The 14707-nt window shown below is 69.4% G+C and carries 17 protein-coding genes; 2 read left to right on the top strand and 15 right to left on the bottom strand.

Going from position 1 to position 14707, the window contains the following annotated elements; all coding sequences use genetic code 11:
• Positions 1-40 precede the first annotated feature (40 nt).
• Both ACFC1K_RS19520 and ACFC1K_RS19525 read right to left on the bottom strand, forming a co-directional pair.
• Complete coding sequence (locus ACFC1K_RS19520) at positions 41-1024, bottom strand: aldo/keto reductase (RefSeq protein WP_375872877.1); 984 nt, start codon at positions 1022-1024, stop codon at positions 41-43.
• Positions 1025-1111: 87 nt separating this feature from the next.
• Positions 1112-1960, bottom strand: a complete 849-nt coding sequence (locus ACFC1K_RS19525; protein WP_375872878.1) for a large exoprotein — start codon at positions 1958-1960, stop codon at positions 1112-1114.
• A 185-nt stretch (positions 1961-2145) separates the two neighbouring features.
• Here ACFC1K_RS19525 and ACFC1K_RS19530 point away from each other — a divergent pair, with 185 nt between their 5' ends.
• Both ACFC1K_RS19530 and ACFC1K_RS19535 read left to right on the top strand, forming a co-directional pair.
• A complete protein-coding gene (locus ACFC1K_RS19530; RefSeq protein ID WP_375872879.1) occupies positions 2146-2598 on the top strand; it encodes a DUF4282 domain-containing protein in 453 nt (150 codons plus the stop codon).
• An 80-nt stretch (positions 2599-2678) separates the two neighbouring features.
• The gene (locus tag ACFC1K_RS19535) at positions 2679-3407 is read left to right on the top strand and encodes a GNAT family N-acetyltransferase (RefSeq protein ID WP_375872880.1); all 729 of its coding nucleotides are present in this window, start codon (positions 2679-2681) and stop codon (positions 3405-3407) included.
• A gap of 4 nt (positions 3408-3411) precedes the next feature.
• Here ACFC1K_RS19535 and ACFC1K_RS19540 read toward each other — a convergent pair whose 3' ends face one another.
• The 13 genes from ACFC1K_RS19540 to prmC form a co-directional block, all read right to left on the bottom strand.
• Positions 3412-4161, bottom strand: coding sequence for a YaaA family protein (locus ACFC1K_RS19540; protein WP_375872881.1), 750 nt, complete (start codon positions 4159-4161; stop codon positions 3412-3414).
• Between the two features lie 90 nt (positions 4162-4251).
• Positions 4252-4512: a F0F1 ATP synthase subunit epsilon gene (locus ACFC1K_RS19545; RefSeq protein ID WP_194397897.1), complete on the bottom strand. Its 261-nt coding sequence runs from the start codon at positions 4510-4512 to the stop codon at positions 4252-4254.
• A gap of 2 nt (positions 4513-4514) precedes the next feature.
• A complete protein-coding gene (gene atpD, locus ACFC1K_RS19550; RefSeq protein ID WP_310289652.1) occupies positions 4515-5963 on the bottom strand; it encodes a F0F1 ATP synthase subunit beta in 1449 nt (482 codons plus the stop codon).
• Between the two features lie 34 nt (positions 5964-5997).
• A complete protein-coding gene (locus ACFC1K_RS19555; RefSeq protein ID WP_375872882.1) occupies positions 5998-6894 on the bottom strand; it encodes a F0F1 ATP synthase subunit gamma in 897 nt (298 codons plus the stop codon).
• A gap of 21 nt (positions 6895-6915) precedes the next feature.
• Positions 6916-8553, bottom strand: a complete 1638-nt coding sequence (gene atpA / locus ACFC1K_RS19560) for a F0F1 ATP synthase subunit alpha (protein ID WP_310289648.1) — start codon at positions 8551-8553, stop codon at positions 6916-6918.
• Positions 8554-8613: 60 nt separating this feature from the next.
• Entirely contained in the window at positions 8614-9405 is a 792-nt protein-coding gene (locus ACFC1K_RS19565) for a F0F1 ATP synthase subunit delta (RefSeq protein ID WP_375872883.1), read from the bottom strand.
• On the bottom strand, positions 9405-9962 hold the full coding sequence (locus ACFC1K_RS19570) for a F0F1 ATP synthase subunit B (protein WP_375872884.1): 558 nt from the start codon (positions 9960-9962) through the stop codon (positions 9405-9407). The genes ACFC1K_RS19565 and ACFC1K_RS19570 overlap by 1 nt, the downstream gene beginning before the upstream one ends.
• A 29-nt stretch (positions 9963-9991) precedes the next feature.
• Positions 9992-10228 carry an ATP synthase F0 subunit C gene (gene atpE / locus ACFC1K_RS19575; protein ID WP_159845304.1) on the bottom strand — a complete coding sequence of 79 codons (237 nt, stop codon included), beginning with the start codon at positions 10226-10228 and terminating at the stop codon, positions 9992-9994.
• A gap of 47 nt (positions 10229-10275) precedes the next feature.
• Positions 10276-11067 (bottom strand): F0F1 ATP synthase subunit A, encoded by a 792-nt coding sequence (gene atpB / locus ACFC1K_RS19580; protein ID WP_235560275.1) that lies wholly within the window; start codon positions 11065-11067, stop codon positions 10276-10278.
• A gap of 167 nt (positions 11068-11234) precedes the next feature.
• Entirely contained in the window at positions 11235-11738 is a 504-nt protein-coding gene (locus tag ACFC1K_RS19585; RefSeq protein WP_310289641.1) for a hypothetical protein, read from the bottom strand.
• Positions 11735-12940 carry an MraY family glycosyltransferase gene (locus ACFC1K_RS19590; RefSeq protein ID WP_375872885.1) on the bottom strand — a complete coding sequence of 402 codons (1206 nt, stop codon included), beginning with the start codon at positions 12938-12940 and terminating at the stop codon, positions 11735-11737. Before ACFC1K_RS19590 ends, ACFC1K_RS19585 begins: the two co-directional genes overlap by 4 nt.
• Complete coding sequence (locus ACFC1K_RS19595) at positions 12937-13698, bottom strand: L-threonylcarbamoyladenylate synthase (protein ID WP_375872886.1); 762 nt, start codon at positions 13696-13698, stop codon at positions 12937-12939. The genes ACFC1K_RS19590 and ACFC1K_RS19595 overlap by 4 nt, the downstream gene beginning before the upstream one ends.
• Positions 13699-13756: 58 nt before the next feature.
• Positions 13757-14635 carry a peptide chain release factor N(5)-glutamine methyltransferase gene (gene prmC / locus ACFC1K_RS19600; protein ID WP_375872887.1) on the bottom strand — a complete coding sequence of 293 codons (879 nt, stop codon included), beginning with the start codon at positions 14633-14635 and terminating at the stop codon, positions 13757-13759.
• Positions 14636-14707 lie beyond the last annotated feature (72 nt).

Here is a 14707-nt window from a genome sequence, read left to right on the forward strand (position 1 = left end):
ACGCCGTCGGCGAACTCGCCCGACGCGGTCCGTCGCGTCGTCAGGCGGCGGCCTCCGGCGGCGGGAACAGCGCGTCGATGGCCACGAGGTCCGCGGCCGTCGGCGTCCACGCCGAGGCCGCCGCGGCGTTCGCCCGGACCTGCTCGGGAGTGGTCGCCCCGGCGATGACGCTCGAGAGCGCCGGACGCGACAGCAGCCACCCGAAGGTCGCCTCGAGCATCGTGATGCCCCGCTCGTCGCAGAACGCCTGATAACCCTCGAGCGCCTCCCACGGCGCGTCGTCGTAGATGTGGCGACGCTGCCGGATGATGCGCGTGTCGGCCGGCGCGGCATCCCGCGTGAACTTCCCGGTGAGCAGCCCGTTGTGGAGCGGGAAGTACGGGAAGAAGCCGAGACCGTAGCGCTGGACCGCCCGCAGCACGTTCCGCTCGGCACCGCGCGCCAGCAGGCTGTACTCGTTCTGCGCCGAGACGAAGGGCACGCCGTGGCGCATGAGCGCGGTGAAATGGCCCTCCGCGACCTGCCAGCCCGAGAAGTTCGTGTGCCCGATGTAGCGCACCTTGCCCTCGCGGACGAGGTCGCCGAGCGCGTCGAGCGTCTCCTCCATCGGCGTGTCGTTGTCGGGGACGTGCAGCTGGTACAGGTCGATCCACTCGGTCTTCAAGCGGGTGAGGGATGCCTCGACCGCGCGCCGGATGTACGACCGCGAGCCCTTCGCGCCCTGTGCCGGGTAGCCCATGTCGCGGCCGGGATGCCCGAACTTGGTCGCCAGGATGACCTGGTCGCGCCGCCCTTCGAGGGCCTCGCCCATCAGCGTCTCGGACTGCCCCGGATCGCCGCCGTACATGTCGGCGGTGTCGAGGAACGTCACGCCGGCGTCGATCGCGGCGTCGAGCACCTCCCGCGTGCCGTCGAGCGTCTCCGTGCGGGTGCCGGGGCGACCGAAGTTGTTGCAGCCGAGGCCGACGGCGGAGACGAGCAGGCCGGACGCGCCGACCCGGCGCAGGGGAACAGTCGAGGTCATGCCCTCCACGCTATCTCCGGATACGGATGCCTCCGCCCGGGGTGAAAGGACAGCCCCTCGCCGTCGGGCGAGGGGCTGTCCTTTCGGTTACGGCCGGGGCGCGTCGGGCCCCGGCGGCTCGGTGGTGGGCGGCTCGGCCGCGGGCGGCTCAGCGGCCGGTGGCTCGGCCGCGGGCGGCGGCGTCACCGGCGGCTGCGCGGCCGGAGGTGCTGCGGGAGGCTCGCTCGCGGGCGGCGGCGTGACCGGCGGCTGTGCGGCCGGGGGCTGGGCAGCGGGCGGCGGCACCGGAGCGGCGGGCGCGGCCGAGGGCGCGGGCGGCGGCGTGTAGCCGGCGGGAGGCGCGGGCGGCGGGGTGTACCCGGCCGGCGGCTGGTAGCCCGTGGGGGCACCGTAGCCCGGAGCGGTCGCCGGGTTCGGCGGGTAGCCGCCGGCCGGTGCCTGCGCGGGAATGCCCGACCACACGGTGTTGTCGGCGAGGAAGTTGCCTGCCCACGGTGCGGCGGGGATCGCCGTGTTCCAGCGCGACCGGTCGAACGCGTTGATGCCGAGCCACACGATCGCGAGGAAGAAGTAGAGGATGAGCCAGACGGCCTCCTTCTGCAGCTTCAGGCCCACACGCCAGGCGGCCAGGAGCGTGTAGATGAAGGCTGCGAGACCGATGAGGGTGCCGAGCACCGGAACCCACCCGAGCACGGCGGTAGCGCCCCAGAGGATCAGCAGCCACCACGGGTTGAGGTCGCCGAGCTTGACGAAGATCAGGGTGTTGTACACCGGCACCCACGCACGCCAGCGGCCCTGGACGCCGGCCTTGTCGAAGACCTTCATGAGGAACCACGAGCCGATGACGTAGCCGGCGATCGCGAGCAGGAAGAAGAAAGGAGCGAGCACGAGCCAGGCGATGAGCGCCCCGGCCCCGCTGCCGTCGTTGTAATCCATGTGGAGCGACCTCCGAGAGAGTCGGTTCGGGGCGCGTCCCAGCGCGCCCACGGAGCGCCTGCTCCGCTCGACACATGCTAGCGACGCTCTCAGGTGCCTGTCAGCATTGGCGCCCCAGATCAAGGGGATGGCTCGCTGAGGCGGCGGTGGATACCCTGAGCAGAACTCCCGACCGAAGGGCTGCCATGACCGACCAGACTCCGTCCGCTTCGACTCCCCCGCCGCTGCCCCCGCAGTCCGCAGCCGACGCCGCGCGCGCGGCCGATCCTGACGACACCGGCGTCCCGACGGTCCGCGGCGAGGTCAACGAGGTCGGTCGAGGGTTCTTCTCGGCGCTGTTCGACCTGTCGTTCCGCACCTTCATCACGCGGCGACTGGCGAGCGTGTTCTACTTCGTCGGCCTGATCGCGATCGCCATCGGCTTCATCGTGTACTTCGTCGGCGGCATCATGAACGCGATCTCGCTGATGTGGCTGAACGTCGGCGCGGGGATCACCGGGCTCGTCGCGACCGTCATCGTGGTGCCGGTGGTGACGTTCCTCGCGATCATCCTGCTCAGGTTCATCATCGAGGCGGTCGTCGCCCTCATCGCGATCGCCGAGAACACCGAGCGCACGGCCGAGCACACCAAGCACTGACCAGGCGGCGTCCTCGCACGTATTGCGTGCGGTGACGACGGGCATTTGCGGCAACGGGGACGCAGGCGCAGAGTGGGCGGGTGCCCGATGCCTCCCTCGCCCCCATCCTCGATGCCCCGCACGCCGACGCCACTGTGCTCGACAACGCCCCGTGGCACTCGCTCACCGGTCCGCACGCCTCTTTCGCGATCGGCGACGACCTCGTGCGCCGCTACCCGGAAGACGTCGCGCCGTTCGTCGCGGTGCGCTCGTGGGACGAGCCGGAGGTGTGGCAGGCGCTCGTCGACCTCGTCGGCCGCGGTGCCGAGATCGGGCTGTCGGGCTACGAGGGGGATGTGCCGGAGGGCTGGGAGTTCGTCGGCCAGGGCGAGGGGGTGCAGCTCGTCGAGACCGACGCACTGCGACCGCAGCCATACCCCGAGGCGGTCCTGCTGGGCGCCGCCGACGTTCCCGAGATGCTCGCGATCGTCGAGCGCAACCAGCCCGGTCCGTTCCGGCCGCGCACCTACGAGCTCGGACGCTACGTCGGCATCCGCCGCGACGGCCGCCTGGTGGCGATGGCGGGCGAGCGCCTGCACCCCGAGGGCTGGACCGAGATCAGCGCCGTCGCCGTCGACGCCGACCACCGTCGTCAGGGGCTCGCGTCGCGCCTCGTGCTCGACGTCGCGTTCCACATCCAGGAACGCGGCGATCGCGCACTTCTGCACGCGGCGGCGTCGAACGTCGGGGCCATCGCGGCGTACGAGCGTCTCGGTTTCGCGCTGCGCCGCCGCAATCGCTTCTCAGCGGTGCGCACGCCGACCGCGTAGCAGCTCAGGCGAAGAGCTCGAGTTCGCCGGCGTCGGTCTCGCGTACGCGGAGGCCCGCGGCATCCGCCCATGTCAGGAAGGCCGCGGCAGACCCGATTCGCGGGCGGTCCTCGGCGAGCCGGCGGACGAGCGCGCCCTTCGCGTGCTTGTTGAAGTGGTTGAGGGCACGCACGGCGCCGTCGGCGCCCTCGCTCACGACACGCACGTATCGGGAGGCGACGCCGGCCGGTACGGGGCCGAGGCCGACGTAGGCCTCGGAGCGGAGGTCGAGCACGAACCGCGGGGTGAGCGCGGCGAGGGCGGCGGTCGCGTCGGCAGCCCAGAGTCGCCGGAGCGGCGGCACGCCGGGAAGCGACGTGGCGGCGCCGAGACGATACGCCGGGATCGGATCCAGCGCGCCCACCGGCCCGAACGGGGCCGAGTGCACGAGGACATGGGCTCCCAGCCAGCGCCGTCCGGCGGCGGAGACGGATGCTGCATCCAGCGCGTCGAAGAGGACACCCGTGTATCGATCGATCGCTGCCATCGTGGGCGCGTCGCGCAGCGCGGCGTTGACCGCGACCTCGCCGCGCTGCTTCGGGCCGAGCTTGAGGACGCGTGCCGCGTGCTCCTCGTCGCCGGAGAGCGCGATGAGCGCGGCGACGAGCGCCTCGCGCTGCGGCGCGAGCTGCGGCAGGGCCAGGCGCGTGACGTCCAGCGGCGCGCCCTCGCCCCCGGACCTCTTGGTCTCGGACGGCGGCAGCAGGATCAGCATGGCTCTCCGTGGCGGGGCTCGGGCGACGTCGCCGGATGAAACGACTCGGCCGATCCCCGAGGGGACCGGCCGAGTGCGAATGATGGGCGATCAGGAGATCAGTGCGGCGTTTCCGGCCACGATCGTGAGGTCGTCGCCTTCCATCGACAGGAACCCGTCCTGCGCGTTGGCGATGATCTTCGTGCCGGAGGTCTGGGTGATGCGCACCTGACCCTCGGCGAGGATCGCGAGCACCGGCTCGTGACCGGTCATGAAGCCGATCTCGCCCTCGACGGTCTTGGCGACGACGAGCGATGCCTCCCCCGACCAGACCTCCGCGTCCGCGGAGACGAGGCTCACTTTGAGCGGCATGATCAGCCGTTCTCCTTCTGGATACGCGCCCACTGCTCTTCGACGTCGGAGATGCCGCCGACGTTGAAGAAGGCCTGCTCGGCCACGTGGTCGAACTCGCCCTTGACGATCGCGTCGAACGACTCGATGGTCTCCTTGATCGGGACCGTCGAACCCTCGACACCGGTGAACTTCTTCGCCATGTAGGTGTTCTGCGAGAGGAACTGCTGGATGCGGCGCGCACGCGCGACGACGATCTTGTCCTCTTCCGAGAGCTCGTCGACACCGAGGATCGCGATGATCTCCTGCAGTTCCTTGTTCTTCTGCAGGATCTGCTTCACGGCGGTGGCCACGCGGTAGTGGTCCTCACCGATGTAGCGCGGGTCGAGGATGCGGCTCGTCGACGTCAGCGGGTCGATGGCCGGGTAGAGACCCTTCGACGCGATCTCACGCGAGAGCTCGGTGGTCGCGTCGAGGTGCGCGAACGTGGTCGCCGGAGCCGGGTCGGTGTAGTCGTCGGCGGGGACGTAGATCGCCTGGAGCGACGTGATCGAGTGACCGCGCGTCGAGGTGATGCGCTCCTGGAGGACGCCCATCTCGTCGGCGAGGTTCGGCTGGTAACCCACCGCGGAGGGCATGCGGCCGAGCAGCGTCGAGACCTCGGAACCGGCCTGCGTGAAGCGGAAGATGTTGTCGATGAAGAGCAGCACGTCCTGCTTCTGCACGTCACGGAAGTACTCCGCCATCGTCAGGGCCGAGAGGGCCACGCGCAGACGCGTCCCCGGCGGCTCGTCCATCTGGCCGAAGACGAGGGCGGTCTTGTCGAAGACGCCCGCCTCCTCCATCTCGCCGATGAGGTCGTTGCCCTCACGCGTGCGCTCGCCGACACCGGCGAACACCGACACACCACCGTGGTCCTGCGCGACGCGCTGGATCATCTCCTGGATGAGGACCGTCTTGCCGACGCCGGCGCCGCCGAAGAGGCCGATCTTCCCACCCTGCACGTACGGGGTGAGCAGGTCGATGCTCTTGATGCCGGTCTCGAACATCTCGGTCTTCGACTCGAGCTGGTCGAACGAGGGCGCCTGGCGGTGGATGCCCCAGCGCTCGGTGATCTCGATGGTCTCGCCCGGGGCGGCGTTCAGCACATCGCCCGTGACGTTGAACACCTTGCCCTTGGTGACGTCGCCGACGGGGACCGTGATGGGGCCGCCGGTGTTGCGCACCTCCTGGCCGCGGACCATGCCGTCGGTCGGCTTCAGCGAGATGGCGCGGACGAGGTCGTCGCCGAGGTGCTGGGCTACCTCGAGCGTGATCTCGGTCGACTCGTCGCCGATCGTGATCGTCGTCTTGAGCGCGTTGTAGATGTCGGGGATCGCGTCGTGCGGGAACTCGATGTCGACGACGGGGCCGGTGACGCGCGCGACGCGCCCGACGACCGCGGTCTCGGTCTTGTCAGCGGTGAGGCTCATGGCTTCTTCTCTTTCGTGTGGTCTGGATGCGCAGTCACTTGCCGGACGAGAGGGCGTCGGCGCCGCCGACGATCTCGGCGATCTGCTGCGTGATCTCGGCCTGGCGCGCGTTGTTGCGCAGGCGCGTGTAGTCGGTGATGAGCTTGTCGGCGTTGTCGCTGGCGGACTTCATCGCCTTCTGCGTCGCGGCGTGCTTCGCTGCCGACGACTGCAGGAGGGCGTTGAAGACGCGGCTCTGGATGTACACCGGCAGGAGCGCGTCGAGCACGGTCTCGGCGTCCGGCTCGAACTCGTACAGCGGGTACACCGCGGCCGAGGAGGATTCCTCGGCCTCGACGACCTCGAGAGGAAGCAGGCGCACCGTCTCGGGCGTCTGCGTCATCATGCTGACGAAGCGGTTGTAGACGAGATGGATCTCGTCGACGCCGTTCTCCTCGCCGCCCCGGTCGTACGCGTCGAGCAGGGTCGCCGCGATCTCCTCTGCGGTGGTGAAGTGCGGCGTGTCGGTGTCACCCGTCCACTCGGCGGCCGCCTCCATGCGCCGGAACTGGAAGTACCCGACGGCCTTGCGCCCGACGAGGTAGAACACCGGCTCCCGGCCCTCCTCGCGCAGCAGCTGCGCGAGCTCGAGGCCCTCACGGAGGATCTGCGAGTTGAACGCGCCCGCGAGGCCGCGGTCGGACGAGAAGATCACGACCGCGGAGCGGCGGATCGTCTCACGTTCGACGGTCAGCGGGTGGTCGACGTTGGAGTGCGTCGCCACGGCGGAGACGGCACTGCTGACGGCCCGCGCGAAGGGCGACGACGCGCGCACACGCGCCATCGCCTTCTGGATGCGCGAAGCCGCGATGAGTTCCATCGCCTTCGTGATCTTCTTGGTCGTCTGAGCAGAAGAGATCTTCTGCTTGTAGACCCGGAGTTGTGCGCCCATGTCTGCTAGCCCAGGCCCGCCTTAGCGGCGGCCCTTGACGATCTTCTCCTGGTTCACGTCGTCGGCCTGAGCCGCCGCGACCTCTTCGTGGCCCGGCTTCGTGATCGACTGGCCCTTGCCGGCCTGGAACTCGAGGATGAACTCGTCGGTCTTCTTCGTCAGCTCCGCGACGGTGTCGTCGTCGAGGACGTTCGTGTCGCGCAGCGTGTCGAGGATCGTGGTGTTGCGACGCAGGTAGTCGAGAAGCTCGCGCTCGAACGAGAGCACGTCCTCGACCTCGATCGTGTCGAGCTTGCCGTTGGTGCCGGCCCAGACCGAGACGACCTGCTCCTCGACCGGGTACGGCGAGTACTGCGGCTGCTTGAGCAGTTCGGTCAGACGCGCGCCACGGGCGAGCTGGCGGCGCGATGCGGCGTCCAGGTCCGAGGCGAACATGGCGAACGCCTCGAGCGAGCGGTACTGGGCGAGCTCGAGCTTGAGCGTGCCGGAGACCTTCTTGATCGACTTGACCTGTGCGTCACCGCCGACTCGCGAGACCGAGATGCCGACGTCGACCGCGGGGCGCTGGTTGGCGTTGAACAGGTCGGACTGCAGGAAGATCTGGCCGTCGGTGATCGAGATCACGTTGGTCGGGATGTACGCCGAGACGTCGTTGGCCTTGGTCTCGATGATCGGGAGGCCCGTCATCGAGCCGGCGCCGAGCTCGTCGGACAGCTTCGCGCAGCGCTCGAGCAGACGCGAGTGCAGGTAGAAGACGTCACCCGGGTAGGCCTCACGGCCCGGCGGGCGGCGGAGGAGCAGCGACACGGCGCGGTAGGCCTCCGCCTGCTTCGACAGGTCATCGAAGATGATGAGGACGTGCTTGCCCTCGTACATCCAGTGCTGGCCGATGGCCGAGCCGGTGTACGGCGCGAGGTACTTGAAGCCGGCGGGGTCGGAGGCGGGAGCGGCGACGATCGTCGTGTACTCCAGCGCGCCGGCGTCCTCGAGGGCGCCCTTCACGGCCGCGATCGTGGAGCCCTTCTGGCCGATCGCGACGTAGATGCAGCGCACCTGCTTGTTGACATCGCCCGACTCCCAGTTGGAGCGCTGGTTGATGATCGTGTCGATCGCGATCGCGGTCTTGCCGGTCTGGCGGTCGCCGATGATGAGCTGGCGCTGGCCGCGGCCGACCGGGATCATCGCGTCGATGGCCTTGATGCCGGTCTGCAGCGGCTCGTGCACCGACTTGCGCTGCATGACGCCCGGCGCCTGCAGTTCGAGCGCACGGCGGCCGACGGTGGCGATCTCGCCGAGGCCGTCGATCGGGTTGCCGAGCGGGTCGACGACGCGGCCGAGGTAGCCGTCGCCGACGGCCACCGAGAGCACCTCGCCGGTGCGGGTGACCTGCTCGCCGGCCTCGACGCCGGAGAAGTCGCCGAGGACGACCACGCCGATCTCGTGCTCGTCCAGGTTCAGCGCGAGGCCTTGCGTGCCGTCCGCGAACGTCACGAGCTCGTTCGCCATGACACCGGGAAGGCCCTCGACGTGCGCGATGCCGTCCGCGGCGTCGACGACCGTGCCGACCTCGGTGGCCGCAGCCCCGCTGGGCTCGTAGGCGGCGACGAAGTCCTTCAGCGCGTCACGGATGACATCGGGGCTGATAGAGAGATCTGCCATTGTTTTCCTTCGTTCAAGGGGCCTCGGCCCCGAAATCTCCGCTTGCGCGGGAAGTCTGTGTCAGCCGGCGAGCCGCTGACGGAGATCGGCCAGACGCGCCGACACGCTCGCGTCGATCACGTCGTCGGCGATCTGCACGCGCAGGCCACCGACCACGGTCGGGTCGACGATGGTGTTCAGCGAGACGGGCGTGCCGTAGCGCTTGGTGAGGGCGGAGGTGAGACGCTCGCTCTGCGCGGCGCTCAACGGTGCCGCCGCCACGACGGTCGCGACCGCGCGGTTGCGCTGGTCGGCGACGAGCCGGGTCGCACGCGCGAGCAGCTGACGCACGCGTCGCTCGCGGGGCTGACGGACGAGAGCGGACGCGATCAGCGTCGCCCCCGCGCTCGCGCGGCCCTGGAGCAGCTTCTCGACGAGCGTGCCCTTCGCGGCGGAGTCGCCCAGCCGGCTCCCCAGCGCGAGCTCGAGCTCGGGATTGTCTGCGACGGTCCGCGTGAACGCGAAGAGCTCGGCCTCGACGTCGGCGTTCGCGTCGGCGACGGCGACAGCGCGCACGGCGAGCTCCTCGATTCCGTCGACGAGATCGTCGGACGAGGACCACCGCTGGGCGACGGCGGTCGTCAGCAGCGACGCCGTCGTGGGCTTCACGGCCTTGCCGAACACGTCGGCGACGACCTTGCGGCGGGCCTCGGCCGGCGCGGCGGAGTCGGCGAGCGCGCCGCTCAGCTGCGACGAGTCGCCCACGGCGCGCGCGACGGCGAACAGCTCGCCGGCCACGTCGAGGTCGACGCCCGACGCGGCGCGCAGCGCCGCCGTCGTCGCCGCCAGGGCCTGAGTGGTCGCGCTGCCCATTACGCCTTGGCCCCTTCGGACTCTTCGAGCTCCGCGAGGAAGCGGTCGACGACGGCCTGAGCCTTCTTGTCGTCGGACAGCGTCTCGCCGATCACGCCGCCGGCGAGGTCGAGGGCGAGCGTGCCCACCTCGCTGCGCAGCGACACGAGTGCCGTCTGGCGCTCCGCCTCGATCTGCGCGTGCGCGGTCGTGGTCAGGCGCGAAGCCTCCGCCGACGCGGTCTCCTTGGCCTCGGCGACGATCTTCTTGCCGTCCTCGCGGGCGGCGTCGCGGATCTCACCGGCCTCCTTGCGAGCATCGGCGAGCTGCGCCGTGTACTCCTCGAGGGCGGCCTCGGCCTTGCGCTGGGCCTCATCGGCCTTGGCGATGTTGCCTTCGATCGCGGCGGAACGCTCGTCGAGCAGCTTCTTCATCCGGGGAAGGGCGACCTTCCAGAAGATGATGAGGATGACGATGAAGCACACCGACGACCAGATGATGTCGTACCACGCGGGGAGGAGGGGGTTGTGCGCCTCCGCACCCTCTTCCGCGGCGTACGTGACAAGAGCGTGCAGCATCCTGTCTCCTTACGACTGGGTGTTCGCGGTCAGAAGCCGAAGATGAAGCCGGTCGCGATGCCGATGAAGGCGAGCGCCTCGGTGAAGGCGATACCGATCCACATGAGCACCTGCAGGCGGCCGGCCAGCTCGGGCTGACGGGCGACGCCCTCGATCGTCTTGCCGACGACGATGCCCACGCCGATGGCCGGGCCGATCGCGGCGAGGCCGTAACCGACGGTGGCGATGGAACCGGAGACCTCGGCGAGAACCGTAGTTGCGTCCACGGGGGTGTTTCCTTTCAGTTGTGGGCGGCTTGCCAGCCGTCCCGCTTTCAGTGCTCTTCGGCGACCGCGAGCTGGATGTAGACCGCGGTGAGAAGGGCGAAGACGTAGGCCTGGAGGACTGCCACCAGGATTTCGAACAGGGTGAAGACGAAGCCGAACGCGAGGCTGCCGGCGCCGAGGATCGACCACCAGCCGCCCATGTCGAAGATGAAGAACTGCGTGGCCGCGAAGAACAGCACCAGCAGCAGGTGGCCGACCATCATGTTCATGAGGAGTCGGAGGGTCAGCGTGACCGGCCGGATGATGAACGTCGAGATGAGCTCGATCGGCGTGACGATGATGTAGATCGGCCACGGCACGCCCGACGGGAAGAGCGAGTTCTTGAAGAAGTTCTTCGGGCTCTTCTTGATGCCGGCGTAGATGAACGTGACGTAGCTCACGACCGCGAGCGTCAGCGGCACCGCGATGATGCTCGTGCCGGCGATGTTCAGGAACGGGATGATGCCCGTGATGTTCATGAACAGGATCATGAAGAAGAGCGTCGTGAGGATCGGCAGGAAGCGCTGGGCGTCCTTCTTGCCGAGCAGGTCTTCGCCGATGTTGACGCGGACGAAGTCCAGTCCCATCTCGACGAGGCTCTGGAAGCGCCCCGGCACGACACGCATGCGGCGCGTGCCGAGCCAGAAGATCACGACGACGGCGATCGTGGCGAGGAACTGGATGAGGTGGATCCGGGTGATCGGAACACCGGCCAGATTGAAGAGAACCTCGGGGAAGAACTCATCGATCGAGGGCCCGTGGAAGACGGGCGGTTCATCCGTGGCAAAGGGGGCGATCAGGGTCGCAGCATGAATAGACAGCGCTGGCTCCAGCTTCGGGGCACCGGTCAAGAACCGTTGCGACGATGGTCGGTGAGCGTCACTCCGCAAGTACTCGCTAAGCGAGTGGGCGGGCGCTCGTTCAGCCTATCAAACTTGTGAGGTCGCTGAATCCGCCCAGCGGCGGATCAGGATGCACCGGACTCCTCGTCGCGCTTGTCCCCCTCGTCGGGGTCGGTCGGAAGCGTCACGTCACTCACGTGCGGCACCCGCATGCGCACCATCACGACGACGTCGACCGCCAGCGAGGCGAGCACGCTCACGACCGCCGCGACGAAGAACACCTGAGGCTCGATCCAGGGCTGACCGCGCAGGACGAGGAGGATCACGATGAACACGACGAACTTGAGGATCCATCCGCCCATCACGATGCCGAAGAAGATCGGCACGTAGAGCGGGTCGCCGAACCAGCGGTTCGCGATGAGGATGCTCGCCCCGGTGATGCCGAGGAACACCGCGGCGACCAGGACGCCGGCCAGGGCGCTCCAGAGGCCCGTGGTGCCCGCGACGAGGAAGCCGACGATCGCGCCGATGACGGCGAGGATCGCGGTGACCGAGCCTGACCACACCAGGACGGTGCGCAGGATCGGGGTGCTGGAGATCGGGGTTCGGGGGTTCGGGCTGGTGCTCATCGGGCGTCCTCCTGTGCGGGCGCGGGATCGGGCTGCGGTCGGGGTTCGGGATCGACGGACGCCCCCGCGTGTGCGGGACGACGGCGCGATGGAAGGAAGGTGACGACGAGGCACGCGGCGATGCCCACGACGCCGTACAGCACGCCGATGAGATAGTCCCCCGGCCACTGCAGGGTCGTGCCGATGTACATCAGCAGTACCGACAGGCTCACCAGCGCCGTCCACGCGTAGAAGATGAGCACGGCGTCGCGGTCGGTGTGGCCCATGTCGAGCATGCGGTGGTGCAGGTGCTTGCGGTCGGGCGAGAACGGTGACTTCCCTCGGCTCATGCGCCGCACGACGGCGAGGCCGAAGTCGAGCAGCGGGAGCAGCACCACGACGACCGGCAAGAGGATCGGGATGAACGCACCGAGGAGCTGCGAACGGCCGAACGCGTCGTTGTCGGCGATCATCGCGGGGTCGAAGTTGCCGGTGATCGAGATCGCCGAGCACGCCATCAAGAGTCCCAGCATCAGCGCGCCGGCGTCGCCCATGAACAGGCGCGCGGGGCTCCAGTTGAGAGGGAGGAACCCGATGCACGCGCCGATGAGCACGGCGGCGATGAGCGAGGACAGCGTGAAGTAGGTGCTCGAGCCGATGTCGCGGAACACCATGTAGGAGTACGCGAAGAAGACCGCGTTCGCGATCAGGCACACCCCGGCGACGAGGCCGTCGAGACCGTCGATGAAGTTGACCGCGTTCATGACGACGACGATCGAGAACACCGTGAGGGTGAAGCTCGCCCAGCTCGAGAAGATCGTCATGCCGCCCAGCGGCAGCGTGTAGATCTGAAGCTGCCCGAACCACGCGATGACACCGGCCGCGAGGAACTGCGCGCCGAGCTTGATCATCCAGTCGAGATCCCACAGGTCGTCGAGGACGCCGACGACCACGATGAGCGCGGTCGCGCCGAGCAGCGCGTACATCTGCTGGGGCTGCGCCCAGACGATGGAGAAGTAGGGATGCTGCGACGACACCGCGAACGCCGCCAGCACGCCGATGAACATGGCGATGCCGCCGAGACGCGGCGTGGGGGTCTTGTGGACGTCTCGTTCGCGGATGCCCGGATACAGCTTGTACTTGAGGCTGAGTCGCCACACCGCCCACGACAGGACGAAGGTGACGGCCGCCGTGAGGAGGATCGTGAAGACGTACTGCTTCACGAGCGGTCGGGTTCCGGCGCCTCGGGCGTCGCAGCCTCGTCGGCCTGCGCATCTCTGACCGCGGCGTCGGTGTCGGCTTCGGGCTCGGAGCCCGGGTCGGGCTCGAGGAGGTCGCCGAGCACGTCGCGCAGCTGCTCGCGGCTGACCGCGCCCTCGCGCAGCACGCGCACCTGCGGCTCGTCGCCGACGACGAGGCTCGTCGCGTCGATGATCGTCGACGGGATGCCGGTCTTGGACGGCCCGTCGCCGAGGTAGACGGCGACGCTGTCCTTCAGCATCCCTTCCGCGTCCTCGGCGCTGATGCCGGCCGCCATGCCGGTGAGGTTGGCACTCGAGACCGCGAGCGGACCGGTCTCTTCGAGGAGCTCGAGGGCGATGCGGTGCGCCGGCATGCGCACGGCGACGGTGCCGCGGGTCTCACCGAGGTCCCACGACAGCGACGGCTGCGACGGCAGCACGATGGTGAGGCCACCCGGCCAGTACGCCTCGACGAGGCGCTCGATCGGCTCAGGCACCTCGGCGACGAGCGCGCGCAGCGTCGTGAGTCCTGCGACGAGAACGGGCGGCGGCGACTGGCGTCCGCGCCCCTTGGCCGCGAGCAGGCGCGCGACGGCGGCGTGGTCGAAGGCATCGGCGGCGACGCCGTAGACGGTGTCGGTGGGGATGACGACGAGCTCGCCGCGGCCGATGGCCTGGCGCGCCTGGCGCATGCCGGTGAGCAGCTGCGCCTCGTCACGGCAGTCGTAGATGGGGGACATATCGCCCGTCAGTCTAGTTGCGCGGCCCCGGACGAACACTCCGAGACCGGGACGGCGATCAGGGGCGCAGCGCGGTGGTCGCGCGGTCGCGCATCGTGAGGTCGGGGTGGGTCGCGGCGGCACGCCAGCCGTCGGCCTCGAGGATTCCGCGGATCGCCTCGCCCTGCCACTCGCCGTGCTCGATCACGATCAGTCCGCCGGGGTGCGCGAGGCGCAGGCCCACCCCGCTCAGCACGCGGACGACGTCGAGGCCGTCCTCTCCCCCGTACAGCGCCGCGGGCGGGTCGAAGAAGCGGACCTCCGGATCGCGCGGGATCGCAGCATCCGGAACATACGGAGGATTGGATGCCACCACCGAGACCGTGCCGTCGAGCTCCGGGAAGGCGTGGGCGAGGTCGATGAAGGCGAGCGTCGCGTTGTCGGCGCCGACGTGCGCGAAGTTCTCCTTCGTCCACACGAAGGCGTCGACGGAGTTCTCGGCGGCGTAGACGCGCGCGTGCGGCACCTCGGTCGCCATGGCGAGGGCGATCGCGCCACTGCCGGTCCCGAGATCCACCGCGATGGGAGACTCGGATGCTGCGGCCCGCAGCGCGTCGATCGCCAGCTGCGCGACCACCTCGGTCTCCGGTCGCGGCACGAACACGCCGGGGCCGACCCGCAGCTCCAGGTGACGGAAGGGCGCCGTCCCGATGATGTGCTGCAGCGGTTCGCGGGTGGCGCGGCGGTCGACCAGCTCGTCGAGGCGGGAGGCGTCGGCGGCGATGAGGCGATCGCCGCGGATGGCGGCCGCCTGCACTCCCCCGCGCCCGGAGCCGAGCACGAAGGCGGCGAGCAGCTCGGTGTCGACGGACGGATCGGTGACGCCGACCTCGGCCAGACGCGCGGCCGCGCGGCGGAGGGCATCGGAGAGCAGGGGGGATTCGTCGGGAGAAGCCATGACCGCATCCACTTTAGGCCCGGCACGACGGCGGGCAGGGTACCGGGGCGCTGCCAGGCCTTCGTCACAGAA

The sequence above is a fragment of the Microbacterium sp. NPDC056057 genome, assembly GCF_042266945.1.
GTDB classification, from domain to species: domain Bacteria; phylum Actinomycetota; class Actinomycetes; order Actinomycetales; family Microbacteriaceae; genus Microbacterium; species Microbacterium trichothecenolyticum_C.

Bases quoted from the DNA above. Each gene is read 5' to 3' on its own strand.
- ACFC1K_RS19520 (WP_375872877.1), bottom strand. From the start codon at position 1,024: ATGACCTCGACTGTTCCCCTGCGCCGGGTCGGCGCGTCCGGCCTGCTC.
- ACFC1K_RS19525 (WP_375872878.1), bottom strand. From the start codon at position 1,960: ATGGATTACAACGACGGCAGCGGGGCCGGGGCGCTCATCGCCTGGCTC.
- ACFC1K_RS19530 (WP_375872879.1), top strand. From the start codon at position 2,146: ATGACCGACCAGACTCCGTCCGCTTCGACTCCCCCGCCGCTGCCCCCG.
- ACFC1K_RS19540 (WP_375872881.1), bottom strand. From the start codon at position 4,161: ATGCTGATCCTGCTGCCGCCGTCCGAGACCAAGAGGTCCGGGGGCGAG.
- ACFC1K_RS19545 (WP_194397897.1), bottom strand. From the start codon at position 4,512: ATGCCGCTCAAAGTGAGCCTCGTCTCCGCGGACGCGGAGGTCTGGTCG.
- atpD (WP_310289652.1), bottom strand. From the start codon at position 5,963: ATGAGCCTCACCGCTGACAAGACCGAGACCGCGGTCGTCGGGCGCGTC.
- ACFC1K_RS19555 (WP_375872882.1), bottom strand. From the start codon at position 6,894: ATGGGCGCACAACTCCGGGTCTACAAGCAGAAGATCTCTTCTGCTCAG.
- atpA (WP_310289648.1), bottom strand. From the start codon at position 8,553: ATGGCAGATCTCTCTATCAGCCCCGATGTCATCCGTGACGCGCTGAAG.
- ACFC1K_RS19565 (WP_375872883.1), bottom strand. From the start codon at position 9,405: ATGGGCAGCGCGACCACTCAGGCCCTGGCGGCGACGACGGCGGCGCTG.
- ACFC1K_RS19570 (WP_375872884.1), bottom strand. From the start codon at position 9,962: ATGCTGCACGCTCTTGTCACGTACGCCGCGGAAGAGGGTGCGGAGGCG.
- ACFC1K_RS19585 (WP_310289641.1), bottom strand. From the start codon at position 11,738: ATGAGCACCAGCCCGAACCCCCGAACCCCGATCTCCAGCACCCCGATC.
- ACFC1K_RS19595 (WP_375872886.1), bottom strand. From the start codon at position 13,698: ATGTCCCCCATCTACGACTGCCGTGACGAGGCGCAGCTGCTCACCGGC.
- prmC (WP_375872887.1), bottom strand. From the start codon at position 14,635: ATGGCTTCTCCCGACGAATCCCCCCTGCTCTCCGATGCCCTCCGCCGC.